General features: G+C 33.6%; 12 protein-coding genes. 9 read left to right on the top strand and 3 right to left on the bottom strand.

What is annotated here, in order from left to right; genetic code table 11:
* Positions 1 to 53 precede the first annotated feature (53 nt).
* Positions 54 to 1640, bottom strand: a complete 1587-nt coding sequence (locus BM246_RS00675; protein ID WP_074935384.1) for an L-serine ammonia-lyase, iron-sulfur-dependent, subunit alpha — start codon at positions 1638 to 1640, stop codon at positions 54 to 56.
* Positions 1641 to 1823: 183 nt separating this feature from the next.
* Between BM246_RS00675 and BM246_RS00670 the strand changes: the two genes are divergently transcribed.
* The 4 genes from BM246_RS00670 (at position 1824) to BM246_RS00655 (ending at position 7499) form a co-directional block, all read left to right on the top strand.
* Positions 1824 to 2693 (top strand): AraC family transcriptional regulator, encoded by an 870-nt coding sequence (locus BM246_RS00670; RefSeq protein ID WP_074935383.1) that lies wholly within the window; start codon positions 1824 to 1826, stop codon positions 2691 to 2693.
* 52 nt (positions 2694 to 2745) lie between these two features.
* A complete protein-coding gene (locus BM246_RS00665) occupies positions 2746 to 3609 on the top strand; it encodes an AraC family transcriptional regulator (protein ID WP_074935382.1) in 864 nt (287 codons plus the stop codon).
* Between the two features lie 217 nt (positions 3610 to 3826).
* Positions 3827 to 6067, top strand: coding sequence for a S9 family peptidase (locus BM246_RS00660; RefSeq protein WP_074935381.1), 2241 nt, complete (start codon positions 3827 to 3829; stop codon positions 6065 to 6067).
* Between the two features lie 31 nt (positions 6068 to 6098).
* Positions 6099 to 7499: an aminopeptidase P family protein gene (locus BM246_RS00655; RefSeq protein WP_074935380.1), complete on the top strand. Its 1401-nt coding sequence runs from the start codon at positions 6099 to 6101 to the stop codon at positions 7497 to 7499.
* Between the two features lie 273 nt (positions 7500 to 7772).
* Here the strand turns inward: BM246_RS00655 and BM246_RS00650 are convergent, their stop codons facing one another.
* Positions 7773 to 8435 carry an SGNH/GDSL hydrolase family protein gene (locus BM246_RS00650; protein ID WP_074935379.1) on the bottom strand — a complete coding sequence of 221 codons (663 nt, stop codon included), beginning with the start codon at positions 8433 to 8435 and terminating at the stop codon, positions 7773 to 7775.
* 151 nt (positions 8436 to 8586) lie between these two features.
* Positions 8587 to 9429 carry an AraC family transcriptional regulator gene (locus BM246_RS00645; protein ID WP_074935378.1) on the bottom strand — a complete coding sequence of 281 codons (843 nt, stop codon included), beginning with the start codon at positions 9427 to 9429 and terminating at the stop codon, positions 8587 to 8589.
* Between the two features lie 158 nt (positions 9430 to 9587).
* Here BM246_RS00645 and BM246_RS00640 point away from each other — a divergent pair, with 158 nt between their 5' ends.
* From BM246_RS00640 to BM246_RS00620, 5 genes are all read left to right on the top strand, one after another.
* Positions 9588 to 10517 carry a dihydrodipicolinate synthase family protein gene (locus tag BM246_RS00640; protein WP_074935377.1) on the top strand — a complete coding sequence of 310 codons (930 nt, stop codon included), beginning with the start codon at positions 9588 to 9590 and terminating at the stop codon, positions 10515 to 10517.
* A gap of 158 nt (positions 10518 to 10675) precedes the next feature.
* Positions 10676 to 12259, top strand: coding sequence for an aldehyde dehydrogenase (NADP(+)) (locus tag BM246_RS00635; RefSeq protein ID WP_074935376.1), 1584 nt, complete (start codon positions 10676 to 10678; stop codon positions 12257 to 12259).
* Position 12260: 1 nt separating this feature from the next.
* On the top strand, positions 12261 to 13271 hold the full coding sequence (locus BM246_RS00630; protein ID WP_074935375.1) for a 4-hydroxyproline epimerase: 1011 nt from the start codon (positions 12261 to 12263) through the stop codon (positions 13269 to 13271).
* Between the two features lie 45 nt (positions 13272 to 13316).
* Positions 13317 to 15584: a S9 family peptidase gene (locus tag BM246_RS00625; protein ID WP_074935735.1), complete on the top strand. Its 2268-nt coding sequence runs from the start codon at positions 13317 to 13319 to the stop codon at positions 15582 to 15584.
* Complete coding sequence (locus tag BM246_RS00620) at positions 15577 to 16824, top strand: NAD(P)/FAD-dependent oxidoreductase (RefSeq protein WP_074935374.1); 1248 nt, start codon at positions 15577 to 15579, stop codon at positions 16822 to 16824. Before BM246_RS00625 ends, BM246_RS00620 begins: the two co-directional genes overlap by 8 nt.
* Positions 16825 to 16838 lie beyond the last annotated feature (14 nt).

The raw sequence follows: 16838 nt of genomic DNA, 5'->3' as shown, positions 1-16838 counted from the left end.
TTCCTAATTGACGTGATTATTGTAGTTTTTTTGCGATTTTAAATAAGGTTTTGTTAGCAGTTTTTGAAAGAAGGTGTGGTTGTGTTTTGTTTGTTTTTGTTTAGTCTGGCTTCTATTTCTTTTGCGGTTTTAGTAATGGCTAGTCCGCCAAGTCCTGTGCATCTTAATGTGTGTGGGATAGCGTCTCCTACTTTTTTCATGGTTTCAATCACTTCGTCTAAAGGGATGACTTGGTCGTAATCTGACAGTGCCATGTTAGCCGATGATATAGCAGTGGCGGCGGCCATTACATTTCTGTTAAGGCAAGGAGCTTCAACGCGATCTGCAACGGTGTCACATATTAGTCCAAGTGAGCTTTGTAGTGCTATAGATGCGGCTGCCAGCGCTTGGTTTAGTGTTCCGTTTTTTAATACAACAACACCGGCTGCGGCCATTCCGGATGCAGATCCGCATTCTCCCATGCAGCCGCCAACTTCGGCTGAAAATGTAGCATGAGCGGTTATGAATACGCCTATTAATCCTGCTGCTAGCATAGCTTGTGTGGTTTTTTCTTTTGGTAATCCTAGGGTTAATGCGGTGCCTATTAATGTGCCTGGTATGGCTCCGCAAGATCCTGCGGTAGGGGCTGCAACGATAACGCCCATGGAGCTCTTAACTTCCATCATGGAGGAGGTGAATAATATGGCGTTGTTTAAGACGTCGCCAGGGACAAGGTTTTTTTTATCCATATTCTTTTTAAAAGATAAAGATTGGCTGCCTAGTATTCTGTCTTTATAGCTGGTGCCTTTTAATCCTAAATTGATGGAGTTTTGCATAACGTCTACAATATCTCCCATTTTTTTTATAACCTCGTCCGGAGAGATGTTGCCTCTAATGCTTTCGTATTCTACAGCTAATTCCCATAAGTTTTTGTTCTTGTCTTTGTTGTATTTCAGTAGTTTATTGATTGTTATAAAAGGTACAGTAACGTTTTTTCTAGATTTAATAGGTAGTACCGCGTCAATTGTTTTAATGTCCGTTATTGTTTTTTTAGTCTCGGTTTTAAGTATTAGTTTTTTTTGGTTTTCGATATTAGAATTAACAAGAATATAAGGGGTTGAGCCTCTGTGTATTGATGTTTCACCTAGGTTGAGGTTTGTGATGGTGTCGAGTAATTCGTCTGGAGAATTGGTGTATAGTAATGTGGTGTAATAATCCCCCATTAAGGAAACTGCTGCATCATCAATTTCAATAATCTCTATCATGCCGCCACCTGTGGAGATGCCTATGACTTGATGTGTTTCTGTTTTGTTTTTTAGGGTGATTTTGTATGTGTTAGGGTGTGTGGCGCCAATGGGGTGTATGTCTATTTTTATGTTAATACCAGCGGCTTCAATGTGTTCTTTGTAATCTTTAAGACGTTCATCATCTGCGCTCCAGCCTAGTAGTCCGCCGAAGAGCCCCATGTCGGATCCTTGACCAGAGTGTGTTGTTGCTAAAGAGCCGTTAGGGTCGAATTCTATATATACGTTTTCTATGGTGTCTTTCATTATATTTCTGCAAATTCTGCCGATTCTTAATGCTGCTGCACAGTGAGAACTTGATGGGCCTCTCATGACCGGGCCAATGACGTCGTTAAATATGCTAGGGAATAGTTTCATGGTTTTCTTTATTATTAAGCTTTAATAAGTGGTATTGTAATTTAATATATTTATAATTTTTAGCCAATATAATGGTTTTTAAATTAATTTTAATTTTTGGTTTAAAAATCTTGCTATATATTCTATTGTTTTTTGTAGATTAGACTTTTTAATATATATTTACAAACTTTTATATTTGAAATTATGAATACACTAATTGGTTTTAAAGTTCCTTTTTATAACAATAATTGTGTCCGTACTTTAGAGTGGGATGATGAATGTTTTTACGATTCGGTTCATTATCATGAAGAGTATCAACTCACTTATGTAATAGAAGGAGAAGGTGAATTAATGGTTGGGTCATCTACGTATAAATTTAGTTCTGGAGATGCATATTTATTTGGTAAAAATTTGCCACATGTTTTTAAAAATACTTACTTTAAAAGTAAGTCGTCTAGAGCAAGAACTATAAGTGTCTTTTTTAATTTAGATGCTGTCCTTTCGTTACTTAATCTTGACGATAGTCATGAAGGCCTTCAGTTAGAAAACTTGTTAGATAAAGCTTCGGTTGGCTTGAGGTTACCTTTTAATAAGTCTTTCAATTTACATGGTAAGATGAGTAGCCTGTTCAAAATGAATGATTTTGATCAAGTTTTAGAATTGCTTAGTATTTTGAATGATGTATCATTAAGTAATGAGGTAAAACTTTTAAATTCAAACAGTGCAGAGGACTTGTTATTTGATATTCGTGATATAGATAGGATTAAAGAGGTTTTTGATTATGTTAAAGAAAACTGTCATACCAAAATAACTTTAGATGATATAGCTTGTGAATTTAAAATGACACCAAGTGCTTTTTGTCGATTTTTTAAATTACGTACGCAGCAGACTTTTTCTAGTTTTTTATTAGAAGTACGTATAGAAAAAGCTTGTAAGTTGTTAAGAGAAGGCGCTCACAACTCTACAGAAAGTTGTTACGATTCGGGTTTTACCAATATTTCTAATTATCATCGTCATTTTAAGAAAATAAAAGGAATGACACCAACTCAATACGTGGTAGATTATGCTTGTTGATTGATTCGTAGTTTTTTTTAGTATCAGTATAAATTTTTTTTAAACTTAAAACATGAACTTTTTAAATTATACATATTCGTCTTATGAGAATTCTTCATTTTTTATGAAAAATGATGATATGCAAGGTTTTCAAAATAAAACCTATAAGGAGTTTAAAGTAACATTAATTCTTGAAGGAGAGGGGGAGTTTATTGTTTTGGATCGGGTTGTTCCATTTAAAAAAGGAGATGTTTTTCTTTTTGGAGTAAACGCTCCAAACGTTTTGTTTAATTCGAAAAAAAAGAATGAAGCGATAGATTGCTCTGGTCTTAAAACGGTATCGTTATTGTTTAATCAGGATAAAATTGAGTGTTCACTAGAGCATGTTAACGAAGCTTATCGTATTAAAAAATTATTAAGTCAAATCGATTACGGCGTTAAAGTTTCAAAAGGTTGTTCTAGAGATTTAGGCGGCTGCTTAAAGGAATTAGGGATTTCAAAAGGTGTAAAAAGAATTTTGTTGTCCTTAAGGATGTTGCATCTTGTATCTAAGGATAGTGATGCGGAGTATATATCTTCTATAGCTTCACCTAAAAATCCAGACTACGAGGTTAATTCAAAAATATCTTTGGTTTACGCTTTTGTAAAAGAAAATTTTCATAAAAAAATTAGTTTAAATGATGTGGCAGAAATAGCGAGTATGTCTCCAACCGCTTTTTGTCGTTTTTTTAAGGCAAAGAGTGATAAAACATTTTCTCAGTATTTAATCGAAATTCGAATTGGGAATGCTTGTATGTTATTGGATAATGAAAATATGACTGTGGAAGGGGCTTGCTATAGTAGTGGTTATAATAGTTTGTCTAATTTTCATAAGCATTTTAAACGAATGATGCGCATGTCTCCTTTCGAGTATCGTACAAACATATTGAACATTTAAAATTGAATAAAGTAGTAATTCTAAATATTTATTTTTAGAATTACTTGGCATAATAGTATAAAGATTAGCTAAAATGCGGGATAATATAATCGTCTTTTTTAAATAATATTGCAGTTAGTAAATGTTGTTTTGGGTAGGTTTTTTATAAGTATGAAAACCATGTATTTAAGAAAAACGTTTTACTGAAATATAAATAATACTTAATTTAATAATAGAAATGATAATTAAAGGAATTTTAAACACGATGCTTTTGGCTTTGGTTTTTACAGTGTGTAGCGAAGCACAGAATAATGCGCCCTTACTATTGGAAGATATTTTTAAAAATAATGTTTATAGTCAAAAAGGTTTTGGTCCTGTAAGATGGATGAAGGATAATAAAGGGTATTCAACTTTAGAAAAAAATTCAGATGTAGGCGGGAAGGATATTGTAAAATATACGGCGGCATCAGGTAAAAGATCGGTAGTTGTTTCGGCATCTCAGTTAATTCCTAAGGGGAAGAAGGAACCTATATCAATTTCAGATTATCATTGGTCTGCCAATAATAACAAACTTCTTTTGTTTACTAATACTAAAAAAGTTTGGAGATATAATACGCGTGGCGATTATTGGTTACTAGATTTAGATACTAATAGTTTAGTGCAGTTAGGGAAGGATTTACCTGAGTCTACATTAATGTTTGCTAAGTTTTCTCCAGATGCTTCAAAAGTAGCTTATGTAAGTGAGTTGAATATTTATGTGGAAGATTTAAAGGATAATAAAGTAACTGCGTTAACAAAAGACGGTGGCGATAATATTATTATCGGTACGTTTGATTGGGTTTACGAAGAGGAATTAAGTTGTAGAGATGGTTTTAGATGGAGCCCAGATGGTGAGCATATTGCATACTGGCAATCGGATACTAAAAAGGTAGGTACATTTTATATGATTAATAATGTGGATTCTATTTATTCTAAACCAATACCGATGCCTTACCCTAAGGTTGGTACAGAACTTTCTTCTGTTAAAGTTGGTGTTGCTGCTATTAAGGGTGGTGAAACTAAATGGTTTGATATACCTGGAGATCCAGAAAATAATTATTTAGCTCGTATGGATTTTATTCCAAATTCTAGCGAAGTAATGATTCAGCAATTAAACCGTAAACAAAACACAAATAAAGTTTGGGTTGGTGATACAAAAACTATGGGGCTTACTACTATCTTGGTAGAAAAAAACCCAGGTTTTTTAGATGTGCATGATGATATTCGTTGGTTGGATGATGAAAAATATTTTACATGGTCTAGTGAAAGAGACGGTTGGTTGCATTTGTATAAAGTATCTAGAGATGGTAAGGTAGTAGAGCCTATAACAAAAGGCGAATTTGATGTTGTGAAGATTAATTGCATCGATCCAAAAGGAGGTTATGTATACTATATTGCTTCACCAGATAATTTTACACAACGCTATTTGTATAGAAGTCGTATGGATGGAAAAGGCAAAGCGGAAAGAATTACGCCGGCAGATAATTCTGGTCAAAATTCTTATCAAATTTCAAATGATGCTAAATGGGGAATACAAGTATTTCAAAATGCCGTTACACCTTCAAAATATTCTTTAATTAGTCTTCCAAATCATAAAGAAAAAAGAGTTTTAGAGGATAATAAAGTTTTAAAAGATAAATTTGATGCCTTAGGATTAAATCCTAAAGAGTTTTTAAAGGTTGATATTGGAGAAGAAGTATTTGATGCTTTTATGATTAAGCCTATCGATTTTGATCCTACAAAAAAATATCCATTACTTTTTTATGTGTATGGAGAGCCTGCAGGTTCAACAGTACAAGACACGTGGAGTGGAGGTGATCTATGGCACCAATATATGGCCCAACAAGGTTATATTGTAATGAGTGTAGATAATAGAGGAACTAAAACACCTAGAGGTAGAGATTGGCGACAGTCTATTTATGGTCAAATTGGTATTTTAGCAGCTAAAGATCAAAGTAGAATAGCAACTAAAATATTAGAGACTTACAGTTTCTTAGATGCCGAACGAGTTGGTATTTGGGGCTGGAGTGGCGGTGGACAAATGACGTTAAACTGTATGTTTAAATATCCTGAAATATATAAAGCAGGATTGGCAGTGTCTTTTGTTTCCGATCAAAAATTATATGATGCTACTTACCAAGAGCGTTATATGGGTTTAATTACAGAAAATGCTAAAGGGTATTTTGAAGGGTCTCCAATAAACTTTGCTCAGAATTTAGAAGGTAATTTAATGATTATGCACGGAACGGCAGATGATAATGTGCATTATCAAAGTTATGAGATGCTTGTAAATAGATTGATTAAGCATAATAAAATGTTTAACATGATGTCTTATCCAATGCGTGCTCATGGGATATATGAAAGAGAAAACACTTCGCACCATTTAAGAGAAACCATGGAAGTGTTTTGGGAAAATAATTTACCAGCAGGAGGTAAATAATAGTGAAATATTGATTTAATAAAATCTTAAGATGCATTTAAAAGAAGAGTTTATAAAAAGAAGACAAAATCTAAAACAAATTGTTGGTCATGGTGTTGTGCTTTTTATGGGTAATGAAGAGAGTAGTATTAATTTTAAAGATAATTGGTATCCATTTAGACAGGATAGTACGTTTGCATACTTTTTTGGATTAAATCATCCAGATTTATTAGGTGTTGTTGATATAGATGAAGATAAAGAAATAATTTTTGGTGATAATGTATCTATCGACGATATCGTTTTTACAGGACCATTGCCTTTGCTTGAAGATGAAGCAGCAGAAGTAGGAGTAGCTAAAGTAGCCGCGGCTTCTAGTGTAAAAGATTATATAAGTAAAGCTATTGCAGCAGGTAGAAAAATACATTTTATTCCGCCTTATCGTCCAGAGCATTCGGTTTTCTTGGCTTCAATATTAGGGATACCTGTTGAAGATGTAAAAGGAAATTATTCGGTGGATTTAGTAAAAGCTATTGTGCAACTTCGTTCTATAAAATCGGAATACGAAATTCAAGAAATTGAAAAAGCTGTAAATGTTACAGTGAGCATGCATTATAAAGCTATGGAAATGGCTGAAGCAGGATTAGTTGAATCGGATTTATATGGAGCAGTTACTAATGTAGCGCTTGCCGAAGGTACTGCAACGTCTTTCCCGGTTATCATGACGATCAATGGACATATTTTACATAATCATTATCGTGGTAACACTTTAAAAAGTGGTGATATGGTATTGTGTGATTGTGGCGCAGAAATAAGCTCTAATTATGTTGGGGATTTAACTCGTACTTTTCCTGTAGACGAAAAGTTTACAGCTAAGCAAAAAGCAGTATATGATATTGTTTATGACTCTTATGCTAAGGCTGTTTCGGAATTAAAACCAGGCGTGTTATTTTATGATATTCATATAGCAGCAAGTGTTGCTATTGTTGAAGGTTTAATAGGTTTGGGCTTAATGAAAGGTGATCCTATTAAAGCGGTTGAAAACGGTGCACATACTTTGTTTTTTCAATGTGGTTTAGGACATATGATGGGTTTAGATGTGCATGATATGGAGAATCTTGGAGAGCAATTTGTAGGTTATACAGACGGTTTTAAACAAAGCAAGGAGTTTGGATTTAAGTCGCTACGAATGGGTAGAGAGCTTGAGACAGGTATGGTTTTAACAGTTGAGCCTGGGATTTATATTATTCCTGAGTTGATAAAGCTTAGAAAAAGTCAGAACATGTATATGGACTTTGTGGAGTATGATAATTTAGAAGCTTATTTAGATTTTGGTGGTATTCGTATAGAAGACGATTTTTTAATAACAGCAGAAGGAAGTAGACTTCTTGGAAATAAGTTACCAACAACATCTCAAGAAATTGAAGCGTTTAGAGTGTCCAAAAAACGTTTGTAAAAGTATAGAATTAGTTAGTTTAGAGTTATTATTAAATAGTGTTTAGTTTAATTTTGAAAATCTCAGGTAAGTTATTTATCTGAGGTTTTTTTTGTGCTAAATAGAAAAATAAAATATAGCTTTAGTTTTAAAGGGTAAATAGTATGATTTGTTTCGTGAAATAGGAGTGTAAACTTATAGATGAAATAAAAAAGCAGGATTAAATTATTAATAATTTAATCCTGCTTTTTTTAGCTGAAGTTGAGATATTATAACGTGTAAAAACAAATTTGTTTACAAGGTTTTTAATTCCTTTTCTAGGTAATCAATTATTAATTCACTGAGTTTTTTGTAGCCGTCAGATTTATAATGAACATCATGAGAACCTTGGCCATATTTATTATGGATCGCTATAGATTTCTCATAAATATCATTAACTGCTATACCGTGTTTTTTCATGATATCTTTTGCAACATCGTTATATTTTATGGCGTCGGCTTCATATCTGCCAGCTTCATTTTTTGGAACATAAGTTGTAGTTACAAATATTAACTTCGCGTCGGTTTTCTTTTTTAGAATAGAAACTATAGCTTCAAGATTTGCTGCATATTCTTCTAGAGAAAATGTAACGCCTCCATGTTCTTTATCTCTATTTCCTTGTACTTTGGAGTCTGGATGTCGGTAGCATAAATCCCATAATCCCCAGTTAAATTGAATAATGTCCCAATCTTTATCGCCAATCCATTTTTCAATATTTTCTAGTCCGTATCCGCTATGTTGTGCATTTCCTTTATTATGAGAAATAACAGCTTTTTCTGCAAAATACTTTTTTGTAAATGGTGTGTATCCAAGAGAAATAGAATCGCCTACAATAAGTACTTCTGGTTTTTTGTAATTACAAGAGGAGATAATAATAACTAATAATAATACGGATAAAAGAATCTGTTTTTTTTTCATTTTTATAGTTTTTTTGTTTTTTAATTATGAAGGAGTGCGTTGTTTTAAGGCGTGTTATTAAAGCTCTAATTTACGCTATAGCAATAGCCTTTGCAATAAAAAACAGCATTAAATCCGTTAGACTTACACTGTTTTTTATAGAGTGAAAAAATTAGCGGATGTGTTTGTATTCCGAAGGGTTTACTTTTTTTATGGCTTTAAATTGTCGGTTAAAGTTGGAGATGTTTTTAAAGCCAGAAGCTTCGGCAATTTCAATAATCGAAAAATCATTATTTGCTAATAATAGTTTGCAAGCTTGTTCAATGCGTAATTCATTTAAAAATTGAATATAGGTTTTATTAGTCCTTTTTTTGAAATATTTACAGAACGCATTTTTTGTCATATTTGCAATTTCTGCAATGGTATTTAAAGTGATGTCTTGGTTAAAATTATTCATGGTAAACTCAAATACATTTCGCATTCTGTAACCTTCATTATCCGAATATTCTTTTTCATACACAAATGAAGATAAGCTTTTGTAATGGCTTTTTGATGTAATTTTTAAGAGTTCGAGCAATATGATAAACCGTTTAAATTTTGATGAGTCTTCCAGTTTAAAAAAATATTCTTTTATTAATTTAATATGAGAAGTGGCTTTAAAACCGTGCTTGGAACGTTTAAAGAAAGGTTGTAATTCCTTTAGCTCTTCAAGTTCAAAAAAATGATTTCCAAAAGATGTTTTGGTGAAAAACAAGGAATACATTTGTGATGAGGTTGCCGATTGGTCATCGTTTTTAAAGACATGTGGTAAGTTACTTCCAATGATTAAAATATCGCCTTTTCCAAACTGATTTATCGAGTCGCCAATAACAAGTGTGCCTTCTCCCTCTATAATAAGACTCACCTGGATTTCTTCGTGTTGATGTAGTTTATCGTAAAATAAAGTGGTTTTGTCAATCTGAAAAACTAAACCATCATCTTCTGGTTTAGGAATTTTAAATGGAAGTATTTTCATTGTTATTAACAGATTTTTAAAAGTTAAAAATACATAAATAATATTCAAATAATTTTTTTTTTCTTTTTAATAAGATAATATAGTATGTGTTTTGAATAATAAATCATCATTCATGTTGCCATAAGTAGGTTAATTTTACAGTATAAAATATTATAGTTATGAGTATACAATGGAATGGTGTAATGCCTGCGGTAACAACGCATTTTACAAAAGATGACACTTTAGATTTAGATTTATTTAAAGTGAATATAGAAGCCCAATTATCTGCCGGTGTAAACGGTATTGTTTTAGGGGGAACGCTAGGTGAAGCTAGTACATTAACAGATGAAGAAAGACGTATTCTTACAGTTGAAGCAGTTAGACTTGTTGGTGGTAAAGTGCCTGTATTAATGAATATTGCAGAGCAAACCACTAAGGCTGCTATTGAGTTAGCTAGAGTTTGCGAAGAAGATGGAGCAACAGGTTTAATGATTTTACCTCCAATGCGTTATAAAGCTAGTGATGAAGAGGTTGTTGAGTACTTTAAAGCTATTGCGCATAGTACATCATTACCTATTATGATTTATAATAATCCAATCGATTATAAAATTGAGGTGACTTTAGATATGTTTGCTGAGTTATTAGAAACTTGTCCAAATATTCAAGCCGTAAAAGAATCTACTAGAGATACAACTAACATTACTAGAATTAAAAATAGATTTGGTGATAGATTAGCGATTATGACTGGTGTTGATACTTTAGCATTAGAAAGTTTATTAATTGGTGCCGATGGTTGGGTAGCTGGTTTAGTAGATGGTTTTCCTGCAGAAACAGTGGCTATTTACGAACTACAAAAAGCAGGTCGTATCAAAGAAGCTATTGAAATTTACAGATGGTTTTTACCTTTATTAGAATTAGATATTCATTCTAAATTAGTACAGTACATTAAAATGGCATCAGTACATACTGGTATTGGGTCGGAATATGTAAGAGCACCACGTTTAGTATTAAAAGGTGAAGAACGCGAAAGAATCGAGAAAATTATAAAAGATGCTTTAGCAGTTAGACCAACATTACCTGAGTACAAAAATCTTGGGGAATTAGTATAAATAAGTTGATAGTTGTTAAATAACAACTAACTCTTTAATATTGTAACAAATCATTGCCTTCTAATTTAATGAAGCAGTGATTTGTTCATTTATATGTGAATTTTACATGTATAAAAGTAAGTAATTGATGTTCAGTTCTATTAAAATAACAACAAAAAATGATAACAGGAAAAAATTATATAGGTAACCAATTATCTGCAGAAGGAAATAAAGTATTTAACACCTTTAATCCCATGTTGAATAAAGAAAATAAATGGGCAATTACCGAAGCATCTGCAGATGAAGTTAATCAAGCAGTTGAAATAGCGGCAGAAGCTTTTAAATCGTATTCTAAAATATCAGGAGCAAAAAAAGCAGAATTTCTTAGAGCTATTGCTAAAGAAATTGAAGCTTTAGGAGATCAATTGTTAGAAGTTTATACAGCTGAAAGTGGCTTGCCAAACGGAAGAGCCATGGGAGAACGTGGCCGTACAATGGGTCAATTATTGGCCTTTGCAAATCATATTGAAACTGGGGATTGGGTAGATGCAACTATAGATACTGCACAACCTGAAAGACAGCCAATGGCAAAAGTGGATTTACGTAAAATGAATGTGGCATTAGGACCAGTAGTGGTTTTTGGAGCATCAAATTTTCCGTTAGCTTTTTCTACAGCAGGAGGAGATACAGCCGCATCATTAGCAGCTGGATGTCCAGTAATTGTAAAGTCGCACCCTATGCATGCCGGAACTGGAGAACTTATAGCTTCTGCTATAATTAAAGCGGCAGAAAGTACAGGAATGCCAAACGGTGTTTTTTCAAATTTAAATAGTAGTGGTATTGAAGTTGGGCAATTATTAGTGCAACATCCTAAAGTTAAAGCTGTTGGTTTTACTGGAAGTATAAAAGGCGGAAGAGCCTTATTTGATTTAGCAGCTAAACGTGAAGAACCAATTCCTGTATTAGCAGAAATGGGAAGCGTTAACCCTGTTGTTTTATTACCAAAAGCATTGGATGATAAAGCGGCATCTATTGCTAAAACTTATGCCGGATCTATAACTGTTGGATCGGGGCAATTTTGTACAAACCCAGGCTTAATTTTAGGTGTGAAATCTGAAGGATTAACCACTTTTGTTAATGTTTTAGCAGAAGAGATTGTGAAAATTGAACCATCTTGTATGTTGCATCCTAATATTTCTGGAGCTTATGAAGCTAATAAAGCAACTGCTTTATCTCAAAGTGGATTAGAGGTTTTAGGGGGTTATGAAAACGAAATTAGTGCGAATTATGGCAGACAAGTTGTAACCACTGTTGAAGGGGAAACTTTTTTAAATAACCCAACATTGCATCATGAAGTTTTTGGACCATTCTCATTAGTGGTTCAGTGTGAAAATGTAGCACAACTAGAAATCATAATTTCTAAATTAGAAGGACAATTAACAGGAACAGTCATTTCTGAATCTAACGAAATAGCAGATTACGCTGGTGTTGTAAGTAACTTACAGGATCGAGTAGGACGTATTATTTTTAATGGTGTGCCAACCGGTGTTGAAGTTTGTGCTGCCATGCATCATGGTGGACCATATCCAGCATCTACAGATTCTAGATTTACAGCTGTTGGTGTAGATTCTATAAAAAGATGGGTACGTCCGTTTAGTTTCCAAGATTGGCCAAATGAACTACTTCCAGACGCTCTTAAAAACGAAAATCCTTTAGGTATTTTAAGAGTTATCGATAATTCTAAAACCACTGATAAAATATAAAATGGCAAGGAATACTTTTGTTTGTATAGATGCTCATACATGCGGAAACCCAGTAAGGGTTGTTAAAGATGGTGGCCCAGAATTGATAGGGAAAACCATTAGCGAAAAGCGTCAGCACTTTTTAAAAGAATACGATTGGATTCGTAAAGGGTTAATGTTTGAGCCTCGCGGGCATGATATGATGAGCGGAAGTATTCTATATCCTCCTCACAACCCGGAGAATGATTTTTCTATTCTATTTATAGAAACTTCGGGTTGTTTACCAATGTGTGGTCATGGTACTATTGGTACCATAACCATTGGTATTGAAGAAGGATTGATAGTGCCTAAGGTTCCAGGGAAAATAAAAATGGAAGCGCCTGCAGGTTTGGTAGAAATTGAATATCAACAAACAGGAAACAAAGTAGACTGGGTACGTTTAGTGAACGTGAAAAGTTATCTAGCCGGAACAAGTTTAACAGTAGAATGCCCAGAATTAGGAACTATAACTTTTGATGTGTCTTATGGTGGGAATTATTACGCCATTGTGGATCCGCAACAAAATTTTTCCGGAATTCAAGATTTTTCAGCAGGAAAAATTATTCAGTATTCTCAAGTGGTACGTCGCAGAATAAATGAGAAGTACCCCGATATGTTTGTTCATCCAGAAAATGATACCATTAGAGATGTAACGCATATGTTATGGACAGGAGCGCCTATAGATCCAACATCTTCAGGTAGAAATGCTGTTTTTTATGGCGAAAAAGCTATTGATAGAAGTCCGTGTGGTACGGGAACATCAGCAGTTATTGCACAGCGTCACGCCAAAGGTTTACTTAAAAAGGGTGAAGATTTTATTCACGAAAGTTTTATAGGGAGCAAATTTATAGGCCGTGTGGAAGAAGAAACGACTTTAGGTGGTAATCCAGCCGTAATACCTAGTATTCAAGGTTGGGCAAAAGTATTTGGACAAAATACGATTGTTATAGACGATGAGGATGATCCATACGCTCATGGTTTTCAAGTAATTTAATTAAATAGAAACAACAGCTTGATTCATTTTTTAAAAGAAATTAATATGAAATATTTACAGAGTTTAATTATTGTACTTAGTTTAATTTCTTTTTCAAGCACTGCGCAAAGCATAACATTACAAGATTACAATAGAGCTGTAAGTTTTCTTCCAAGTAATAGTTATAATAAAACCGTTTTCAACCTTAAAACAAAGGTGAATTGGTTTAATAATGAGAAAGGACTTTGGTTTATAGAATTTTCTGAATCTGGTAAAACATATAAAAAATTAAGTTTCAAGGACTACAAAGTAAAGCCGTTATTTAATCACGAAAAACTAGCTCGTGCTTTAAGTGAATTCTTTAAAAAAGAAATAAATGCTAATGCTATTTCAGTATCGAATATTGAATATTTGGATAATGAAAATTTGTTGTTTACATCTTCAGGAAAGGCTTTAGTTTTAAATTTAGAAACCTATAATCTTCATCTTAAAAAAGAAAAAAGTAAATCTAAAACTAACGAATTTGAGCAGAAGTCGCCCGATGGAAAATGGATGGCTTATTCAGAAGCATATAATCTTTTTATAAAATCTACAGAAACAAAAGAAGTATATCAATTAAGTTTTGATGGTGAAAAGAATTACGAATACGCTAGTCGTTATGGTTGGGGCGATATTATAGAAGGTGAGCATGGGGAACGGCCTAAACACTTTTCTGTTAATTGGTCTAAAGACTCTAAATGGATTGCTACAAATGTTATCGATTTTTGGAATGCAGAAAAAATGTATCTTCTAGATTGGAGTATAGATTCCCTTTATAAACCTAAATTATTATCTTATTATCGCGGTTCTCCGGGCGATACTACTATGGTTTATGTTAAGCCTGTTTTTTATAATGTTGAAACAAAACAAGAGGTGAAAACAGCGCTTCCAAATAATGTCCATATCAATTCGGTTTCTGTTAATTGGACAGGTAAATCGGGTGTTGTATTAGCTAATTACAAAACGCGTGGTTTTAAAAATGAATTTGTAAAAGAGGTTGATTTAAGTACCAATACAGAGCGTACTTTAATAAAAGAAACAAGCGAAACTAATGTTGATAATTTTACATATAAAACATTAAGTGAAAAGGAAAGCATTGTTTTTCTTTCGGAACGTAGTGGTTGGAGGCAGTTGTATCATTTAGATTTAAAATCGAATAAAATAACGGGGTTAACTACTGGGGATTATTTTATTAATGAGATTAGTTATATAGATCAAAAATCGGGAGTTATTTATTTTTTAGCATCCGGAAAAGAGAAAGGCAATAACCCTTATCATCAGCAACTATATAAGGTGTCACTAAAAGGAAAGTTAACCTTGTTAACACCAGAGAAAATGCATCATCAAGTCTCGTTTTCGGATAATGGACGTTACTTTGTTGATCAATATTCAACAGTTAAAACGCCAACAAAAACAGTTTTAAGAGACTCCAAAACTGGTAAGGTTTTAACGCCACTAATTGAAACCGATGCGTCTCCATTATTTAATAAAGGTTGGGAAGCTCCAGAGGTTTTCAAACTTATAGGAAAAGATGGTAAAACGGATATTTATGGAGCTATTTGGAAACCTTCAAATTTTGATGCTTCTAAATCTTACCCTATTATAGATGCAACTTATACGGGGCCGCATACACAGCGTTTTCCAAAATCTTTTGATGTCTCTCTTTCTAACCAAGCCTTATCTGAACTCGGTTTTATTGTGATGCAAGTGGATGGTTTGGGGACTTCGGGACGTTCAAAAGCATTTCATAATCATTCATATAAAAACATGGGTAATAATTTAGAAGACCATGTTTTAGCTATTAAATATTTAGGTCAAAAATATTCATGGATTAATGTGGGTCAGGTTGGCATATTTGGGCATTCGGCTGGTGGTTTTGATGCAGGGCATGCAATGGTAGCGTTTCCGGATTTTTATAAAGTGGGCGTTGCTAGTTCTGGAGATCACGATTTTAGAATGGAAAAAGCATGGTGGCCTGAAATGTATATGGGATGGCCGGTAGATAATAGTTACCAAGAAGTTTCTAATATTACCATGGCTAAAAATTTAAAAGGTAAATTATTGTTGGTGCATGGTGGGATTGATGAAAATGTGAATCCATCGGCAACATTCAAATTTGCTGAAGCTTTAATTAACGCAGACAAAGAATTTGATTTACTGATATTGCCTAGTCAACATCACGGTTATGTTGGTAAACATTATAATTATTTTATAAAAAAACGTTGGAATTATTTTGTTGAACATCTTTTAGGTGAAACCCCTATTTGGAACTTTAGCTTAAAAACAAATGAGTAAAAATATAATTGTTATTGGTGGAGGTATTATTGGGCTGTGTTCGGCCTATTATCTTCAAAAGGAAGGCCATCAAGTTACGGTAATTGATAAATCGGACTTTACTTCTGGAGCCTCTTTTGTGAATGCGGGTTATATTACTCCCAGTCATTTTATTCCACTCGCAGCGCCCGGAATGATTACAAAAGGGATAAAATGGATGTTTAATTCAGAAAGTCCGTTTTATGTAAAACCGCGCTTAGATTTAGATTTTTTAAAATGGACTTGGGCTTTTAAAAAGTCGGCAACTGCGGCAAAGGTGGAGCAATCTATCAAACCTATAAAAGATATCAATCTATTTAGTCGCGATTTGTATGAAACTATGAAAAAGTCCACGGATTTCAATTTTCATTATGAACAGAAAGGGCTTTTAATGTGTTATAAATCGGATGAAGTTGGTGAGGAAGAATGGGAAATAGGAGAACGTGGTATTAAAGAAGGTTTAAAGGTTGAAAATTTATCTTCGGAAGCAGCAAATAAGTTAGAACCTAAAGCGGGTTTAAATGTGAAAGGTGCCGTTTATTATCATTCTGATGCCCATATGACACCAAATCATTTTATGCCAGAAATGATTAATTACTTAAAATCTGAAGGTGTTGTTTTTTTTCCAAACGAAAAAGTATTAGATATTGAAATGTCTAATGAATCTATTTCGAAAGTTATCACAGATAAGCAAGTACTCACTTGTGACGAGGTGGTTTTGGCTGCAGGAAGTTGGAGTCCTTTAATGACGAAAAAACTCGGCTTAAAAATCCCTATTCAAGCCGGAAAAGGCTATCGTATTAATGTTAATAGAGAAACTAATATTAGTATTCCTGCTATTTTGTGCGAAGCTAAAGTGGCTGTAACACCTATGGATGGTTTTACGCGTTTTGCTGGAACCATGGAGGTTGCAGGGATTAACCATAGTATTAATCCTAACCGGGTTAACGCTATTGCCAAGGCAGCCAAATCTTATTATAATAATCTCGAAATTTCTGAAAATGAGAAAATGTATGCGAGTTGTGGTTTACGTCCATGCTCGCCAGATGGTTTGCCTTATATAGGGAAATCTTCAAAATGTAAAAATTTAACCATTGCTACAGGACATGCTATGATGGGGTGGAGCCTTGGACCTGCAACAGGTAAATTGGTTTCAGAAATTATTTCAAATAAAAAAACAGCGCTAGATTTATCACCTTTTCATCCTGATAGAACTTTTTAATGTCTAGACATGGC

The sequence above is a fragment of the Algibacter lectus genome (assembly GCF_900112395.1).
In the GTDB taxonomy this organism is placed as follows: domain Bacteria; phylum Bacteroidota; class Bacteroidia; order Flavobacteriales; family Flavobacteriaceae; genus Algibacter; species Algibacter lectus.
This window is presented reverse-complemented; position numbering and strand designations above follow the sequence as displayed.

Excerpts from the sequence above, each read along its gene's own strand:
- BM246_RS00625 (WP_074935735.1), top strand. The coding sequence starts at position 13,317 with ATGAAATATTTACAGAGTTTAATTATTGTACTTAGTTTAATTTCTTTT.
- BM246_RS00630 (WP_074935375.1), top strand. The coding sequence starts at position 12,261 with ATGGCAAGGAATACTTTTGTTTGTATAGATGCTCATACATGCGGAAAC.
- BM246_RS00640 (WP_074935377.1), top strand. The coding sequence starts at position 9,588 with ATGAGTATACAATGGAATGGTGTAATGCCTGCGGTAACAACGCATTTT.
- BM246_RS00660 (WP_074935381.1), top strand. The coding sequence starts at position 3,827 with ATGATAATTAAAGGAATTTTAAACACGATGCTTTTGGCTTTGGTTTTT.
- BM246_RS00670 (WP_074935383.1), top strand. The coding sequence starts at position 1,824 with ATGAATACACTAATTGGTTTTAAAGTTCCTTTTTATAACAATAATTGT.
- BM246_RS00645 (WP_074935378.1), bottom strand. The coding sequence starts at position 9,429 with ATGAAAATACTTCCATTTAAAATTCCTAAACCAGAAGATGATGGTTTA.
- BM246_RS00675 (WP_074935384.1), bottom strand. The coding sequence starts at position 1,640 with ATGAAACTATTCCCTAGCATATTTAACGACGTCATTGGCCCGGTCATG.
- BM246_RS00665 (WP_074935382.1), top strand. The coding sequence starts at position 2,746 with ATGAACTTTTTAAATTATACATATTCGTCTTATGAGAATTCTTCATTT.
- BM246_RS00655 (WP_074935380.1), top strand. The coding sequence starts at position 6,099 with ATGCATTTAAAAGAAGAGTTTATAAAAAGAAGACAAAATCTAAAACAA.
- BM246_RS00620 (WP_074935374.1), top strand. The coding sequence starts at position 15,577 with ATGAGTAAAAATATAATTGTTATTGGTGGAGGTATTATTGGGCTGTGT.
- BM246_RS00635 (WP_074935376.1), top strand. The coding sequence starts at position 10,676 with ATGATAACAGGAAAAAATTATATAGGTAACCAATTATCTGCAGAAGGA.
- BM246_RS00650 (WP_074935379.1), bottom strand. The coding sequence starts at position 8,435 with ATGAAAAAAAAACAGATTCTTTTATCCGTATTATTATTAGTTATTATT.